General features: G+C 62.8%; 16 protein-coding genes. 5 read left to right on the top strand and 11 right to left on the bottom strand.

The window, feature by feature from the left end; all coding sequences use genetic code 11:
* Positions 1 to 85: 85 nt before the first annotated feature.
* The 3 genes from MTX36_RS14795 (at position 86) to MTX36_RS14785 (ending at position 3,676) form a co-directional block, all read left to right on the top strand.
* Complete coding sequence (locus MTX36_RS14795; RefSeq protein WP_243620580.1) at positions 86 to 1,483, top strand: lytic transglycosylase domain-containing protein; 1,398 nt, start codon at positions 86 to 88, stop codon at positions 1,481 to 1,483.
* Between the two features lie 147 nt (positions 1,484 to 1,630).
* Positions 1,631 to 2,488, top strand: coding sequence for a lytic murein transglycosylase (locus MTX36_RS14790; protein WP_243620494.1), 858 nt, complete (start codon positions 1,631 to 1,633; stop codon positions 2,486 to 2,488).
* Between the two features lie 51 nt (positions 2,489 to 2,539).
* The gene (locus MTX36_RS14785; protein ID WP_243620493.1) at positions 2,540 to 3,676 is read left to right on the top strand and encodes an Mrp/NBP35 family ATP-binding protein; all 1,137 of its coding nucleotides are present in this window, start codon (positions 2,540 to 2,542) and stop codon (positions 3,674 to 3,676) included.
* An 82-nt stretch (positions 3,677 to 3,758) separates the two neighbouring features.
* Here the strand turns inward: MTX36_RS14785 and tatB are convergent, their stop codons facing one another.
* The 4 genes from tatB to sigE all read right to left on the bottom strand — a co-directional run bounded on the left by tatB (position 3,759) and on the right by sigE (position 6,851).
* The gene (gene tatB / locus MTX36_RS14780; protein ID WP_243620492.1) at positions 3,759 to 4,175 is read right to left on the bottom strand and encodes a Sec-independent protein translocase protein TatB; all 417 of its coding nucleotides are present in this window, start codon (positions 4,173 to 4,175) and stop codon (positions 3,759 to 3,761) included.
* A 73-nt stretch (positions 4,176 to 4,248) separates the two neighbouring features.
* On the bottom strand, positions 4,249 to 5,727 hold the full coding sequence (locus MTX36_RS14775; RefSeq protein ID WP_243620577.1) for a S1C family serine protease: 1,479 nt from the start codon (positions 5,725 to 5,727) through the stop codon (positions 4,249 to 4,251).
* Between the two features lie 139 nt (positions 5,728 to 5,866).
* Positions 5,867 to 6,202 carry an RNA polymerase subunit sigma-70 gene (locus tag MTX36_RS14770; RefSeq protein ID WP_243620491.1) on the bottom strand — a complete coding sequence of 112 codons (336 nt, stop codon included), beginning with the start codon at positions 6,200 to 6,202 and terminating at the stop codon, positions 5,867 to 5,869.
* Between the two features lie 52 nt (positions 6,203 to 6,254).
* Complete coding sequence (gene sigE / locus MTX36_RS14765; RefSeq protein WP_094274252.1) at positions 6,255 to 6,851, bottom strand: RNA polymerase sigma factor SigE; 597 nt, start codon at positions 6,849 to 6,851, stop codon at positions 6,255 to 6,257.
* Between the two features lie 326 nt (positions 6,852 to 7,177).
* On the opposite strand from sigE, the gene MTX36_RS14760 reads away from it, so the two are divergent.
* Positions 7,178 to 7,807 carry an O-methyltransferase gene (locus MTX36_RS14760; protein ID WP_243620490.1) on the top strand — a complete coding sequence of 210 codons (630 nt, stop codon included), beginning with the start codon at positions 7,178 to 7,180 and terminating at the stop codon, positions 7,805 to 7,807.
* Between the two features lie 17 nt (positions 7,808 to 7,824).
* Here MTX36_RS14760 and glgC read toward each other — a convergent pair whose 3' ends face one another.
* Complete coding sequence (glgC, locus tag MTX36_RS14755; protein ID WP_094274254.1) at positions 7,825 to 9,039, bottom strand: glucose-1-phosphate adenylyltransferase; 1,215 nt, start codon at positions 9,037 to 9,039, stop codon at positions 7,825 to 7,827.
* Between the two features lie 108 nt (positions 9,040 to 9,147).
* Between glgC and glgA the strand changes: the two genes are divergently transcribed.
* Positions 9,148 to 10,323 carry a glycogen synthase gene (gene glgA / locus MTX36_RS14750; RefSeq protein ID WP_243620489.1) on the top strand — a complete coding sequence of 392 codons (1,176 nt, stop codon included), beginning with the start codon at positions 9,148 to 9,150 and terminating at the stop codon, positions 10,321 to 10,323.
* Here the strand turns inward: glgA and MTX36_RS14745 are convergent.
* The 6 genes from MTX36_RS14745 to folP form a co-directional block, all read right to left on the bottom strand.
* Positions 10,307 to 11,158 carry a putative RNA methyltransferase gene (locus MTX36_RS14745; protein WP_243620488.1) on the bottom strand — a complete coding sequence of 284 codons (852 nt, stop codon included), beginning with the start codon at positions 11,156 to 11,158 and terminating at the stop codon, positions 10,307 to 10,309. The genes glgA and MTX36_RS14745 overlap by 17 nt on opposite strands.
* Positions 11,159 to 11,266: 108 nt before the next feature.
* Positions 11,267 to 11,434: a DUF3117 domain-containing protein gene (locus MTX36_RS14740; RefSeq protein WP_003945169.1), complete on the bottom strand. Its 168-nt coding sequence runs from the start codon at positions 11,432 to 11,434 to the stop codon at positions 11,267 to 11,269.
* A gap of 145 nt (positions 11,435 to 11,579) precedes the next feature.
* Positions 11,580 to 12,155 (bottom strand): DNA-3-methyladenine glycosylase I, encoded by a 576-nt coding sequence (locus MTX36_RS14735; protein ID WP_243620487.1) that lies wholly within the window; start codon positions 12,153 to 12,155, stop codon positions 11,580 to 11,582.
* Positions 12,148 to 12,522: a DivIVA domain-containing protein gene (locus MTX36_RS14730; RefSeq protein ID WP_243620486.1), complete on the bottom strand. Its 375-nt coding sequence runs from the start codon at positions 12,520 to 12,522 to the stop codon at positions 12,148 to 12,150. The genes MTX36_RS14735 and MTX36_RS14730 overlap by 8 nt, the downstream gene beginning before the upstream one ends.
* 32 nt (positions 12,523 to 12,554) lie before the next feature.
* Positions 12,555 to 13,490: a glucosyl-3-phosphoglycerate synthase gene (locus MTX36_RS14725; RefSeq protein WP_243620485.1), complete on the bottom strand. Its 936-nt coding sequence runs from the start codon at positions 13,488 to 13,490 to the stop codon at positions 12,555 to 12,557.
* Positions 13,487 to 14,386: a dihydropteroate synthase gene (gene folP, locus MTX36_RS14720; RefSeq protein WP_243620484.1), complete on the bottom strand. Its 900-nt coding sequence runs from the start codon at positions 14,384 to 14,386 to the stop codon at positions 13,487 to 13,489. The genes MTX36_RS14725 and folP overlap by 4 nt, the downstream gene beginning before the upstream one ends.
* Positions 14,387 to 14,406 lie beyond the last annotated feature (20 nt).

Below are 14,406 nucleotides of genomic sequence, written 5' to 3'. Positions count from 1 at the left end.
ACGTAAGTCACAGGCGTTTATATATTTATCGGTGGGTACTCCGGAACCGGAGAACCAGCAAAGGGGAATCGTGCGCGTACGAGGAATGATTGCAGTGTCCACGCTGGTAGGGGGACTGTTGGCGGTCACCGGGCCGGCAGCTCTCACTGCAAGTAGCGCGCCCGCAACCGGGTCACAGATACCTATCGCCCTGGCAGGTTCCGCATCGACGAAGCCTGCTCCGCTACCGGACTTCCTACCGACACCCCGAACGGTGCGCACCCAACGATCGGCTCCACCTAGTTCGGCGATCACCGGCAGTCCCGGGCAAAACCCTGAAGCGGCCGCGATCGTGCTGACATCGCTCGGCATTCCCGAGATCGTTCTCAATGCGTATCGCTCCGCCGAACTCGTGATGATGACCGAGGCGCCCAAGTGTGGGATCCCCTGGCACCTCCTCGCCGGTATCGGGCGAATCGAGTCCGGTCATGCCAACGGTGGACGGACCAACTCCGTCGGCACAACACTGACCCCGATCCTCGGGCCGGTCCTGGACGGACGCCTCGCCGGCAACGAGGTCATCACCGACACCGACAAGGGCGCCGTCGACGGCGACCCGACGCATGATCGCGCAGTCGGCCCGATGCAGTTCATCCCAGCGACGTGGAAGGGCTATGCCAGCGACGGCAACGGCGATGGCGTAGCCGATCCCAACAACGTGTTCGACGCTGCATTGTCGTCGGCAAAGTACCTCTGCAGCGGCGGACTCGACCTCCGCAATCTCGACCAGGAAACCAAAGCTGTTCTTCGATACAACAATTCCGCCGCGTACGCCGCGAACGTGATCATGTGGTCGACGGCCTACAAGAGTGGCGTCGTTCCGTCCGGACCTCTTCCCTACGTCGGCGGTAACAACACCGGAAGTGCGAACACCGGAAGTGCCGGCGGAACTTCCGCAATTCTGGCCGCGGCGGCCGCAGTCGCACCGGATGCAAAGGACACAGACAAAGCGAAGGAAGCAGCAGCCGCCACTACGACGCCGACGACGCCGCCTCTACTTCCCGGACTTCCGGACATGCCTGCCCTGTCGCCAGAGATTCAGGCACTCATCCCGCCCGGCCTCCTACCTAGCCCGACAACCGTTCCCAACGCCGCCGCCGGGGGTCCCGTCATCCCGCTCCCGGTCATGACGTCACGCGGCCTTGTCTGGCCGTTCCTGACTGCCGAAGGCTGGCGTTGGCCCGACGACATGTGCACGATTCTTGATCCCGCAGCCCTGGCAGCCTTGCCGGCCGGCATCGCACTTCCGTGTGCGGTTCCCACCCCCGACGCTCCGGGACTGGCTCAGGCGACCGACAGGACCGCAGAAACGACTACTCCGGAGGCCCCCGTCGCCACTACTCCGGCCGCCGCGCCCGCCCCCGAAGCCGCTCCGGCTCCGCCGGCACCCCCTGCGCCTCCGGCACCACTGTTCCCCGGACTGCCGTTCATGCCGGCCTTCTAGGTAACAAAAAGTAACGAACCCACACCATTGTGCACCGGACTGACCTCGAAGATCACGGTTAAGTAACGGAACTGCAACAAATCAGGTAGCCTCGATTCCGTCAGCGGACGGAAAACCCCGAATCCGGGGTTCAGGAGGCGTTAAACAGTGGGTCGGCATAACCAGAAGACAGATTCGCACATCCGTCGCAATTCGGTCATCGCGCTAACCGGACTCATTCCTATCGGATTGGTAACAGCAGCCAACTCTGCCGGCGCCGCATCCGAGATCCCCTTCTTCAACACCAGCGCCGCACAATCTGCCGACGCAGCCGCCCTGGCCACGCAGGAACCGCAGGCCCAGATCCTCCCGATCGCGGACCTGGCCGAAACTCCCGTCGCAGCTCCGGAGCCTGCTCCGCTCGCACCGGTCCAGGAAACTCCGCCACTGCCTGCATCGATGGCAGAGGGCGCTCTCGGTATCCCGAGCGTCAGCGTCGCGGCGTACCAGAATGCCGAGCGCATCCTCGCTGTCGAAAACCCCACCTGCAACATGCAGTGGACTCTGATGGCCGGTATCGGCCGCGTCGAATCCGGCCACGCTCACGACGGCAAGGATGCCGACGCGAACGGCAACCTCTTCGACCCCGTGATTGGACTGCCCCTCAACGGCAGCCTCCCCGGCCAGGCCGTGATCATGGACACCGACGGCGGCGCACTCGACGGCGACAGTGTCTACGACCGCGCTGTGGGCCCCATGCAGTTCATCCCGTCCACCTGGACGCAATACGCCGGCGACGGCAACGGTGACGGCATCTCCGATCCGCAGAACCTGTTCGACTCCGCGCTGACCACCGGAAAATACCTGTGCGACGGTGGATTGAACATGCAGGACATCACTCAGGCCGCCAAAGCGATCCACCGCTACAACAACTCTGCGGCATACGTCGCCAACGTCCTGGCCTGGACCGCGGGCTACTCCACCGGCATCGTTCCCGCCGCATCGGACCTGCCTCGCATTCACTGATCCACGGCCCTCGCTTCCTCCCCGTCGAGGACCTGGACCTACCATGGAGCCATGTCTGTACTGACCGAGTCCGACGTACGCTCCGCGCTCGCGCGAGTTCTCGATCCGGAAATCCGCAAGCCCATCACCGAATTGGGGATGGTCAAAGGCATCACACTCGGTGATGCCAACAGTGTTCACGTCGATATCTACCTCACGACGGCCGGTTGCCCGCTGCGCACCGAGATCACCGAGCGCGTCACCAAGGCCGTCGCCGACGTCGCCGGTGTGGGCGCCATCAGCGTCGAACTCGACGTCATGAACGACACGCAGCGCACCGAACTCCGAAAGTCCCTTCGCGGCGACTCCGCCGAACCGGTGATCCCGTTCGCTCAGCCCGGCTCACTCACTCGCGTGTACGCAGTCGCATCCGGCAAGGGCGGCGTCGGAAAGTCCAGTGTCACAGTCAATCTCGCTGCCGCGCTCGCTGCACGCGGCTTGTCCGTCGGAGTCTTGGATGCCGACATCTACGGGCACTCCATCCCCCGCATGCTGGGCACGGATGCCAAGCCCACCCAGGTCGAGCGCATGATCATGCCGCCAGTCGCCCACGACATCAAGATGATCTCGATTGCTCAGTTCACACAGGGCAACACCCCCGTCGTCTGGCGTGGACCGATGCTGCACCGCGCTCTGCAGCAATTCCTGGCCGACGTCTTCTGGGGCGACCTCGACATCCTCCTGCTCGACCTGCCGCCGGGAACCGGCGACATCGCGATCTCTGTCGCCCAGCTCATTCCGAGCGCCGAGATCCTGGTTGTCACCACCCCACAGCAGGCAGCCGCCGAGGTCGCCGAACGCGCCGGCGCCATTGCCCTGCAGACCCGTCAGCGCATTGCCGGCGTCGTCGAGAACATGTCCTGGCTCGAACTTCCCGACGGCACCCGCATGGACGTCTTCGGCGAGGGCGGCGGCCAGACGGTTTCCGATCGCCTCACCAAGGCCGTCGGCGCCAAGGTTCCGCTTCTCGGCCAGATCCCGTTGGACCCGGCGGTCCGTGAAGCCGGTGACGCCGGAACACCGATCGTGCTCAGCGCTCCCAACAGCGCAGCAGCAATCGCGCTGAAGGACATCGCCGACAAGTTGGCCGTCCGTCAGCGCGGACTGGCCGGAATGTCGCTGGGTATCAATACCGTTCGAAACATGTAGTACGCACGTACCAAAAGTGCCGCCCACCGAAAGGTGGGCGGCACTTTTGTCTGTACAAGCCTGTGGCGCGTCTGGTCGGAGGCTAGGTCGCGTCGAGGTCGACTGGTGGGCGCTCGCCGGCCGACAGTGGCGTGTTCTTGGAGAGCGACATCGTCGTGGGCTGCTGCACCCCACTTTGTGGCTTGTCTGCTCCACCCGGCTTCTTGTCGAAGTTTCCGGTGAAAATGGAATCGTCACCGTCGAGAAGGTGCTGGGTGATCACAGCGCGCGGTGTCATGCCGCGCAGCTTGTTCAGATCTGCCAGAGGTTTGCGCAGATCCTCGAAGTCGGTTCCCAACTCTTCCTTGAGTTGATTGGAAGCGCCGGAGGCGTATTCACGCACCTGCCTCAATGACTTGGTTACCCAGGAGACCGCGCCCGGAAGCCGCTCAGGTCCCAAGATGACCAGAGCCGCTACGAGGAGGATCATGAACTCGCCCCAACCGATGTTGCCAAACACAGGGTCAGCCTACTGTGTGCTCGCCAGGTTCGTGCGGGTCCGGATCAACTTCACAGCAAGGTCGGAGGTTGGATCAGTCGGAAACCGGCGTGACCGATATGTCGACCTGGCGTCCGTCGCGGATCAACTGCACGTTGACGGGTTGTCCGACGGTCGTGGCATTGACCGCCACCACCAGTTCGTCGGCACTCGTCACCGGGCGATCCCCGACCTTGACGATGACATCGCCTTCGACAATTCCGGCCCGTTGCGCGGGACTGCCGTCACGAACGTTGGCCACCGCCGCACCGCTGGTGGCGTCGTTGACCGCAGTGCGCGCGTTGACGCCGATATCGGGGTGATGCACCAAACCGTCACGAATGATGGCCTGCGCCACCGTAGTGACGGTATCGATGGGAATCGCGAAACCCAGTCCCACGGAACCGCCGGACTCGCTGAGCATCGCAGTGTTGATACCGATCACCCGGGCCTCGTCGTCGACCAGAGCGCCACCGGAGTTGCCGTGGTTGATGGCCGCGTCCGTCTGGACTGCATCGATGACAGCATTGGTGTCGGTGCCGTCCCCGGACAAGCGGAGCGGACGGTTCAAGGCGCTGACGATTCCGGAAGTTACCGTCTTGCTCAGCCCGAGCGGTGAACCGACCGCGATGACCTCGTCGCCGACCTGAACGTCATCTGACTTTCCGAGTTGTGCAACTGTCAGATTGTCTGCCGCCACCTTGAGCACTGCGAGGTCCGTTTTCACGTCACGGCCGACGATCTGAGCGTCGGTCTTCGTTCCGTCCGAGAAGATGACCTGGATACGAGCGTTCTGAGCCGGTGGGACAGCTGACGAAATCACGTGGTTGTTGGTGACGATGTATCCGGCACCTTCGATCACGACGCCTGAACCGGTACTGCCCTGATCGCCCACGGCAACTTGAATCGAGACGACGGACGGCAGCACGGCATCCGCGACCTTGGCCACCTGCGACTGAGGTTGTTCGCCACTGCCCGATTGCACCAGGGTGACCCGCTGGCTGGTCAACGCGCCTCGATCAGCGGTGATCACCGTCGCCAGCAATCCGCCTACCAATGCGATCACCAGCGCCATTCCGGCAAGAGCTGCCAATGCCGACGGCGCAACCTTACGGCCGAACAGCACGTCCCTGACATCGAGTTTCGGGGCGGGCGGCAAGATCTCCGGCTGCGTCTGCGCTGCGGGTGACCCCAATGCCACCGACGACGCCGGATCACGCCACGGGTCGCTCGGTTGTTCGTCTTCGGGCTCGCTCGCCGATTCCGCGTCGGGATCCCGGCCGATGGATTCGCTCTCGCCGTCCGGTCGTCCGAAGGCCTCGGCAAGGACTGGGTCCGGTGATCCGACCGACACATCCGGTGCCGGCATACCCCGCACCGACGTCGGCGAGAATGATCCGTCGACTCCACTGGGGCGACCGAAAACTTGTCGGGACGCCGGATCGATCTGCGGCCGGTACACAGGCCGAGGTTCGAGAACAGGCGCATCTGCCGGGCGATCCACCGAACCGTTTGCCGAAGAATTGGTATCCACCCCGGAATGCCCCCGCTGTCCGTCAGTCACACGCTGTCCGTCAGTCACACGCTGTCCGTCAGTCACACGCTGTCCGTCAGTCACGCGGTCCAGTATCGCTGATCGACGAATGAAAGCTGATGCAGCCGCCCCGAAGCGCTCATTTGCGCCAACGACGGGACAACCGTTTGCCGATGGCACCGAACCCGGCGTCGGCTCCGGGTGCACTTTCGGCGGTGTGGCTGTTGCACGACGGAATCTGGCTCAACAATCCGACAAGCGAGAGTGGCATCGTCATCTCGCCACTGCGTCGGAGTGCACCGCGCGCCTGCTGCTGCGCATCGACTGCGCCGGCGCATTCGGGGCAGATGGAAATGTGATGGGAGGCCCGGAGGTAGGCCTGCATCCGGAGTTCTCCGTCGACGTAGGCGGCAATTGCCTCACTTGCCAGGTGCTCGGTCGAGCCGAACTGGCGGGGTGCCCGCGTCTCCGTCATTCGTCCCTCCAGATGATCGACCAACTGTCCCTGCCGTCTCACTGCCCGGCCGTCAGACGCCGACGGATTCGGATTCGGCTGCGCGTTGCGCCGCCAGATGATCACGAATCGCCTGTCGTCCACGGTGGATCCGGCTACGTACCGTTCCGAGCTTCACTCCCAGTGTGGCACCGATTTCCTCATACGACAGACCTTCGATGTCACAGAGCACAACTGCAGCACGGAAATCCGGTGCCAAAGAGTCCAAAGCGGCCTGGAGATCCGCGTCGAGACGAGCGTCGTGATAGATCTGCTCGGGGTTCGGACCCGCCGACGGTACGCGGTCGTAGTCCTCCGGTAGTGCTTCCATCCGGATGCGATTGCGGCGACGGACCATGTCGAGGAACAAATTGGTCGTGATCCGGTGCAACCAACCCTCGAAGGTGCCGGGCTGGTAATCGGAGAGCGAGCGGAACACACGGATGAAGGTGTCCTGGGTCAGATCTTCGGCGTCCTGGGCGTCACCGGACAACCGATACGCAAGTCTGTACACGCGGTCACCGTGCTGGCGGACGAGTTCGTCCCACGACGGCATCGCGGACTTCTCACCTGTCGCGTCGAAAACAGCAGTACCGATCAATTCGGAATCCACAGCCGATTCCGTCGTCATTACTTCCGACTCTCGAGGGCGAGGCTCGTCGTTGATCTGGAAAATAGGTTGGTCCTCCTGCTCGCTCGGGACGGCGCTGTCAGCTCACGTGGTGACTGGGACAACCGAACACCGTGGTGTTTTGTTCCCGGAACACCGAATCAGCCATGCTGTCATCGCCGGCGGTGATCTTCATTTCCGGCGATGTACCTACCCTTTCGCATCGCGGTGTGCATGCCCTATGAGGAGCCTGAGGGATTGCTGAGAATCTTGCCTCGGCACATGCCCGGCACAGACAAGTTGCGCGCCTTGCACAGACAAGGGAAGGCGCCCGATAACCTCATGGTGTGACCCACGCCGAACAGATACTCCGCCACGTCGAGGACGTTGTTTCCGAGGACGAGATTTTGACTGCGGCGCGGAACCGAGCCAACGACCTCGGCACAACTCCGGTAACGCCTGCGGTGGGAGCAGTACTGGCGATGTTCGCCCGCATGCTCGGAGCAAAAACAGCGGTCGAGATCGGTACCGGAGCCGGCGTGAGTAGTTTGTGGCTGTTGCACGGCATGCGCGACGACGGGGTCCTGACCACTATCGACAGCGAACCCGAGCACCAGCGCGCGGCCAAGGCAACCTTCCGCGAAAGCGGCATTGCACCGGCCCGTACTCGCCTGATCAACGGCGACGCGCTCGACGTGCTGCCGCGTCTGGCCGACGGCGGCTATGACCTGGTCTTCGTCGACTGCGAGCCCGTTGACCACCCACATTACGTCCGCGAAGGCGTCCGGTTGCTTCGTCCCGGCGGAGTGATCGTTCTCCACGCCGCCCTGGCCGGTGGCCGGGTCGCGGACCCTTCAGCACGCGACGCAGCCACCGTGGCCGTCCGCGAAGCAGCAAAAGCTGTTGCGGACGACACACGCCTCATTCGTGTTCTCTTACCGTTGGGCGAGGGACTCCTGTGCGCAAGCAAGATCTAGCGGTAAGCAACCTCTAGCTAGATCCACACACCCTTGCCGATGGCGACGACGCCACCCTGACTGATCGCGAATCGTTCCCGATCTCGTTCGAGGTCGACGCCGATGATCTCGCCGGGACCCACGACAACGTTCTTGTCGAGGATGGCTCGACGAACGACAGCTCCCTTTCCGATGCGCACACCCGGCATCAGAACACTGCCCTCGACAGTCGCCCCGTCCTCGATCATCACGTTGGAACTGAGAACCGAGTTGCGCACCGTGGCAGCCGAGAGAATCGATCCCGCGCCGACTATCGATTCCTGGGCAAGCCCGCCCTTGACGAACTTGGCCGGTGCCAGGTTCTCGGTGGCGCCGCGGATAGGCCAGCGCCGGTTGTAGAGGTTGAAGATCGGATGCACTGACACCAGGTCCATGTGTGCGTCGTAGAAAGCGTCGAGGGTACCGACGTCACGCCAATAGCCGCGGTCACGATCAGTGGCGCCAGGGACGATGTTGTCCTTGAAGTCGTATACCGAAGCTTCACCGGCGGCGACCAGCGCGGGGATGATGTCTCCGCCCATGTCGTGATCCGAATCGGAATTCTCCGAATCCGCACGGATGGCGTCGACGAGCACCTTGGTGGTGAACACGTAGTTACCCATGGACGCGAAGGTGGAATTGGGGTCGTCGGGGGTGCCGGGCGGATGAGCCGGCTTCTCGAGGAACTGGGTGATGCGGCCGGACTCGTCGCTGTCGATGCATCCGAAGGCGAACGCCTCGCTGCGCGGCACCCGAATACCGGCGACGGTCACACCGGCACCGGAATCGATGTGGTGCTGCACCATCTGTTCGGGGTCCATGCGATACACGTGGTCGGCACCGAACACCACGATGTACTCGGGGTCCTCGTCGTAAACCAGGTTGAGCGACTGCAGAATTGCGTCGGCACTACCGGTATACCAGCGCGGCCCGAGCCGCTGCTGCGCCGGGACTGGGGTGATGTATTCGCCCGCGAATCCGGACAGCCTCCAGGTCTGGGATATATGTCGGTCGAGTGAATGCGACTTGTATTGCGTGAGCACACAGAGACGCAGATAGCCTGCGTTCACCAAGTTGCTCAGCACGAAGTCGATCAGTCGATAGGCGCCGCCGAACGGCACCGCGGGTTTCGCTCTATCCGCCGTCAGCGGATAGAGACGTTTGCCCTCGCCTCCGGCGAGCACGATTCCAAGCACATGCGGCTGGCTTCTCACACCGTTAACCTATCCGCACTGCACTACTCCCGCTAGCGATGGCACCCGCGACACTCGCAAGAACGCCGAGCGGTAGCCGGATCGACTACGGGCGGTTAGGTTTAGCCCGTGCGAGTCGCGATGATGACCAAGGAATATCCGCCGGAGATCTACGGCGGCGCAGGAGTACACGTCACCGAGCTCGTCGCTCAGATGAAGCGACTCGTCGACGTCGATGTCCACTGCATGGGAATTCCCCGCGACGACGCGATCGTTCACTCCCCCGATCCAGCGTTGGCCGGAGCTAATCCCACGTTGACGACGCTCTCCACCGAGCTTCGGATGGCTGCTGCGGCAAGCGGAGTCGACATCGTTCACTCACACACCTGGTACACCGGATTGGCCGGGCACTTGGCAGCGGCACTCTACGACGTACCGCACATCTTGACCGCGCACTCCCTCGAACCTCGACGTCCGTGGAAGGCCGAGCAGTTGGGCGGCGGGTATCGCGTCTCGTCGTGGTCCGAACGCACGGCAATCGAGAACGCCGACGCCGTCATTGCGGTCAGTTCCGGCATGCGCCTCGATGTGCTCGACGCCTATCCGTCGCTGGACCCGAGCCGTATTCATGTGGTCCGCAACGGAATCGACACGACTGTCTGGCATCCTGGCCCGGCGGCAGTGGCCGCCCAGTCTGCCCTGGCTACCATCGGCGTCGACACCGAGCAGCCGATTGTCGCGTTTGTCGGGCGCATCACGAGGCAGAAAGGTGTCGGGCATCTGATTGCCGCGGCGCATGATTTTGATCCGTCGATCCAACTAGTCCTGTGTGCGGGTGCCCCGGATACTCCGGAGATCGCGGCCGAGACGGCGCAGGCGGTCGCGGATCTCGCTGCGCATCGCGGCAATGTGTTCTGGGTCCGCGAAATGCTTCCCACCGAACAAATCCGGGAAATACTCTCGGCCGCAACGGTTTTTGTCTGCCCATCCGTCTACGAACCGCTGGGAATTGTCAATCTCGAAGCCATGGCCTGCGAAACCGCCGTTGTCGCTTCAGACGTGGGCGGTATCCCCGAGGTTGTCGACGACGGAGCGACCGGGCGCCTCGTCCACTACAACTCCTACGAGCCCACGGCTTTCGAGGAGTCGCTGGCTGCAACGGTAAACGCCGTTGTCGCTGACCGAATCGGCGCCGACGCTATGGGCCGGGCGGGCCGCGTCCGAGCGATCAACGAATTCTCGTGGGCTGAAATCGCCAAGCAGACCTTGGAGGTCTACGACGACGCCGTCAAGCGCCGCTGTTAATTTTTCGGTAGGTGGAGATTGTTGCCGACGCGGTGATCGGGGTGCGCTCGGGGAGTTGTTCCACCGCGGCAGCAAGCTGCCCTGTCGACAGGTGTCTCGCCGACGGACCCATCCCCACCAGATCGAGAATGTCGGAATGGGTGAGGTTCAACCCGTACTCGACATCCTCGAAATGTTCACGCTCGAACAGTCCGGCCATCGAGGACCCGAGACGTTCTACCTTCTTGTCGTCGACCCGAACCATGCCGAGCAACTCCACGAGCTCGCGCAGATGCCGATCCGTGGGCGTGAGAACCACCAGGAAACCGTCATCAGCCAAGATCCGATGGGATTCACTGCCGTTGCGTGGAGCGAACACACAGAGCACGTGAGAGAGCGACCCGTCGCGAATGGGCAACGGCTGCCACACATCTGCAACGATCGAACCGATGCGATCATGAACTTTGGCAGCTCGGCGTGCCGCGAATTTCGATACGTCGAGGGCAATGCCTCGTGACTCGGGAAGCCTACTGATCACGTGTTCGAGATATTGTCCTGTGCCGGAACCGATTTCGACGATCCGAGCCGGATCTTTTCCGGCGGTACCGGCGCACGCTGACGCTACGCCGTCCATCAAGGGCCTGAAGTGCCCGCTACCGAGCAGTCTGGACCGCGCCGCAATCATCTCCGCGCTGTCGCCGGTGAATTTGGTGGACCCACCACTGATCAGCGAGACGTAGCCCTGCCGGGCGATATCAAATCGGTGCCCCCGCGGGCATTCTGCGGCGCCGTCCACGAGGTCTAGTTCAGAGCGACATTGCGGACACGCCAATAGATCGATCACTTCGGCAAGCATTGGTCCTCGTCCCACATATCCGTTACACATACTGCAGGCACACACACTTCAGGCCCCGCACCGAAGATCGGTTACGGAGCCTGCGTGCACTCTTCTACCTGGACCCGACTAGCTGGTGACGTTCGTGAGTTCCACACCGAGCGCAGCAGCTTCATCCGGGGTCAGCTCGACGACAAGGCGTCCGCCACCCTCGAGTGGAACCCGCATGACGATTCCTCGTCCCTCTTTGGTTGCTTCGAGGGGACCGTCCCCGGTCCGGGGCTTCATGGCCGCCATCCTCTGCTCCCTCCAGATCTGCGCTGCACTGCACTGCGCGTCGACAAACGGTGTGCCCCGCCAACGATCAGCGAGGCTCGTAGCCTCCATTGTTCCCTATTGGCTCGGGAACCGGGAATTTGAGTCACATTTACGGGGGTTCCGCCTACCTTCCGGGCGGTACCGGAACCCAACAATCGGCAACGTGATCGTCCACCATGCCAGTCGCCTGCATGAGTGCATAAGCCGTGGTAGGGCCGATAAACTTGAACCCGAGACGTTTGAGTTCCTTGGCCATCGCAGTCGATTCCGGGGTTACTGCAGGGACGTCCGCAATTGATGCAAGACGCGCGGTGCGTCGCGGCGGTGCAAACGACCAAAGCAACGAATCGAGGTCCAATTCCGGAGAATTCACGAGTAGTCGAGCATTGGAAATCGTCGCTTCGATTTTTGACCTGTTGCGGACGATCGACGCGTCCGCGAGTAACCGATCGACGTCGGCAGCGCCGTACTCTGCGATTTTCTCCGGATCGAAACCGTCGAATACAGATCGGAAAGCCTCACGTTTACGCAAAATCGTGATCCACGAAAGCCCGGATTGGAAAGCTTCGAGTGCCAGCCTCTCGAACAGTGCGTCACGCCCGTGAAGGGGCTGTCCCCATTCGTGGTCGTGGTAGTCCCGATAGATGGTGTCGTCGGCGCTCGACGTCACCCAGCCGCATCGAATCAGTCCGTCAGTCATCTGTCGGACGCTCACTCACCGGTGCCGGTGCCGGTGCCGGTTCGACGGCCGTCTCGGGTTCGGTCGCGATCTCTTCGCTCGGCACGGAATCCCGCTTCTCCAATTGTGTACGGAGATAATCGATTTCCATTCCGAGGCGATGCAGAGCCCAGTCAACTTCACTGGCCTTGTAGCCGCGCAGAACCTGCTGGAATCGCAGCGCGTCGACGTCTGCACCCGTCACACCTTCGGCAGGCAGAACCGTCGCGGTAGTCCCCGGGGGAAGCGGCGGCAGTTCTTCCGAGCGCCCGAAAACCGCACTCGCAGCGAGGAAGATCGCCCCGCCGACAAGCGCCATGACAATCAGGTACAGGAGGATCGTCAGCATTCCCCGATGCTCTCACACAGCTGTCCGCCGAGTCAGACCCCCGCGCTGCGAATAAGCGAATTCATCGGCGGCCGATCGAGCAGCGACACCTCAGTGGTCTCCGGCACGAAGGAATCACCGTCGACAAGAAACTGCGTCAGCCCGGCACCAGAATCCTCGATGCCACATCTGCGCAGCATCGTCCCGATGATCTGACGGCTCATCACACCCAACTCGCTGAGCGGCCGGTTGCGGTGCTTACGCACCCCGAGATTGACCTGTCCGATCGCGCCGAGCCCCAACGAGTCGTAGGTATCGAGGAGCAGTCCGATCTCGACACCGTATCCGGCTGCGAAAGGCACGGCGGACAGCAGTTCCCGAGTTCCGGCATACTCTCCGCCCAGCGGCTGGAGTACTGCCGTGAGTTCGGGTCGCAGAGCCGCCAACATCGGCCGAGCCACCAACTCGGTAACCCGTCCACCGCCATTGGCGTCCTCGGTCCCACTGACGCGCAACGGGCGGCGGTAATACCCCTTCACGAGGTGAATGCCGTCGACGGTCAACAAGGGACCCAACAACTTCGGAACAAACGCCGGATCCGGGTTGATCAGATCGGAGTCCACGAAGGCGATCAGATCACCCGTCGTCGCCGCGATCGACCGCCACAGCACCTCGCCCTTACCGGCTGCCGGTGGGAGCGACGGGACAGCGCTCTCGCGGCTGATCACGCGCGCGCCGGCCGCGCGGGCCCGCTTCGCGGTGCGATCGGTGGATCCGGAATCGAGCACGATCAGTTCATCCACCAAACCGCCAAGCAACGGATGAATAGTGTCGACCACCGATGCGACGGTTTTCTCTTCGTTAAGTGCGGGCAGCACCACCGAAATGGTGCGGCCGGCTTTCGCTTGTTCGAGTTCCTCGACCGTCCAACTCGGGTGATCCCAACTGTTGGCTTCGGACCAGGTGCGCGTTGACCCAGTGACACTCATGCCAGCCCCCGAACAGTCCGAACCGGAGCACGACGCCCCTGAATTGCCGCCACCATGTCGACCACCCGGCGAGTAGATGCCACCTCATGGACCCGGAACACTCGGGCGCCGCCCGCCGCGGCCATTGCTGTCGCTGCCAATGTTCCCTCCAACCTCTCGGAAAGCTCCACACCAAGAGTCTCCCCGATGAAGTCCTTATTGCTCAGTGCCATCAGCACTGGCCACCCGGTGTTTACAAGAACGTCCACTTTTCGCAACAACTCGAGCCCGTGGAAGGTGTTCTTGCCGAAATCATGGGTGGGATCGATCAGAATTGCGTCGCGCGGAACACCCAGGGCGACGGCGCGTTCCGCAGCCGAGACAACTTCGGTCACGACATCGGCGACAACATCGGCGTACCGGACGCGGTGCGGACGCGTGCGCGGAACGGCTCCCCCGGTATGCGAGCAGACAATTCCCGCCCCGGTTTCGGCGGCCACCATCACCAACTCGGGATCGGCGCCGGCCCAGGTGTCGTTGATCAGGTCAGCGCCTTCCCGACGAGCAAGAAGCGCGACGTCACTTCGCCAGGTGTCGATGCTGATCAGCATGTCCGGGTACTTGGCGCGAATCGCGGCCACGAAGGGCACCACCCGACGGATTTCCTCGTCCGTATCCACCAGATCACCCGGTCCGGCTTTCACGCCGCCGATATCCACCAGATCGGCGCCCTCGTCCACAGCGCGGTCCACCGCCGCCATCGCGGCGGAATCGGAGAACGTCGCGCCCTGGTCGTAGAACGAATCGGGTGTTCGGTTGACGATCGCCATGACCAACGCACGATCGACCGCGACGAGGCGCCCACACAATGTGGGCGCCGGCTCTGGCTGCGCGGGTGAACCGGCGAATGAAGACATGCCGTTCATACTGGCATGAC

The organism is Rhodococcus sp. ARC_M6 (genome assembly GCF_022810305.1).
Lineage (GTDB): Bacteria > Actinomycetota > Actinomycetes > Mycobacteriales > Mycobacteriaceae > Rhodococcus_F.
Note: the sequence above shows the minus strand (reverse complement) of the source record. Positions and strands in the feature narration are given on the sequence as shown.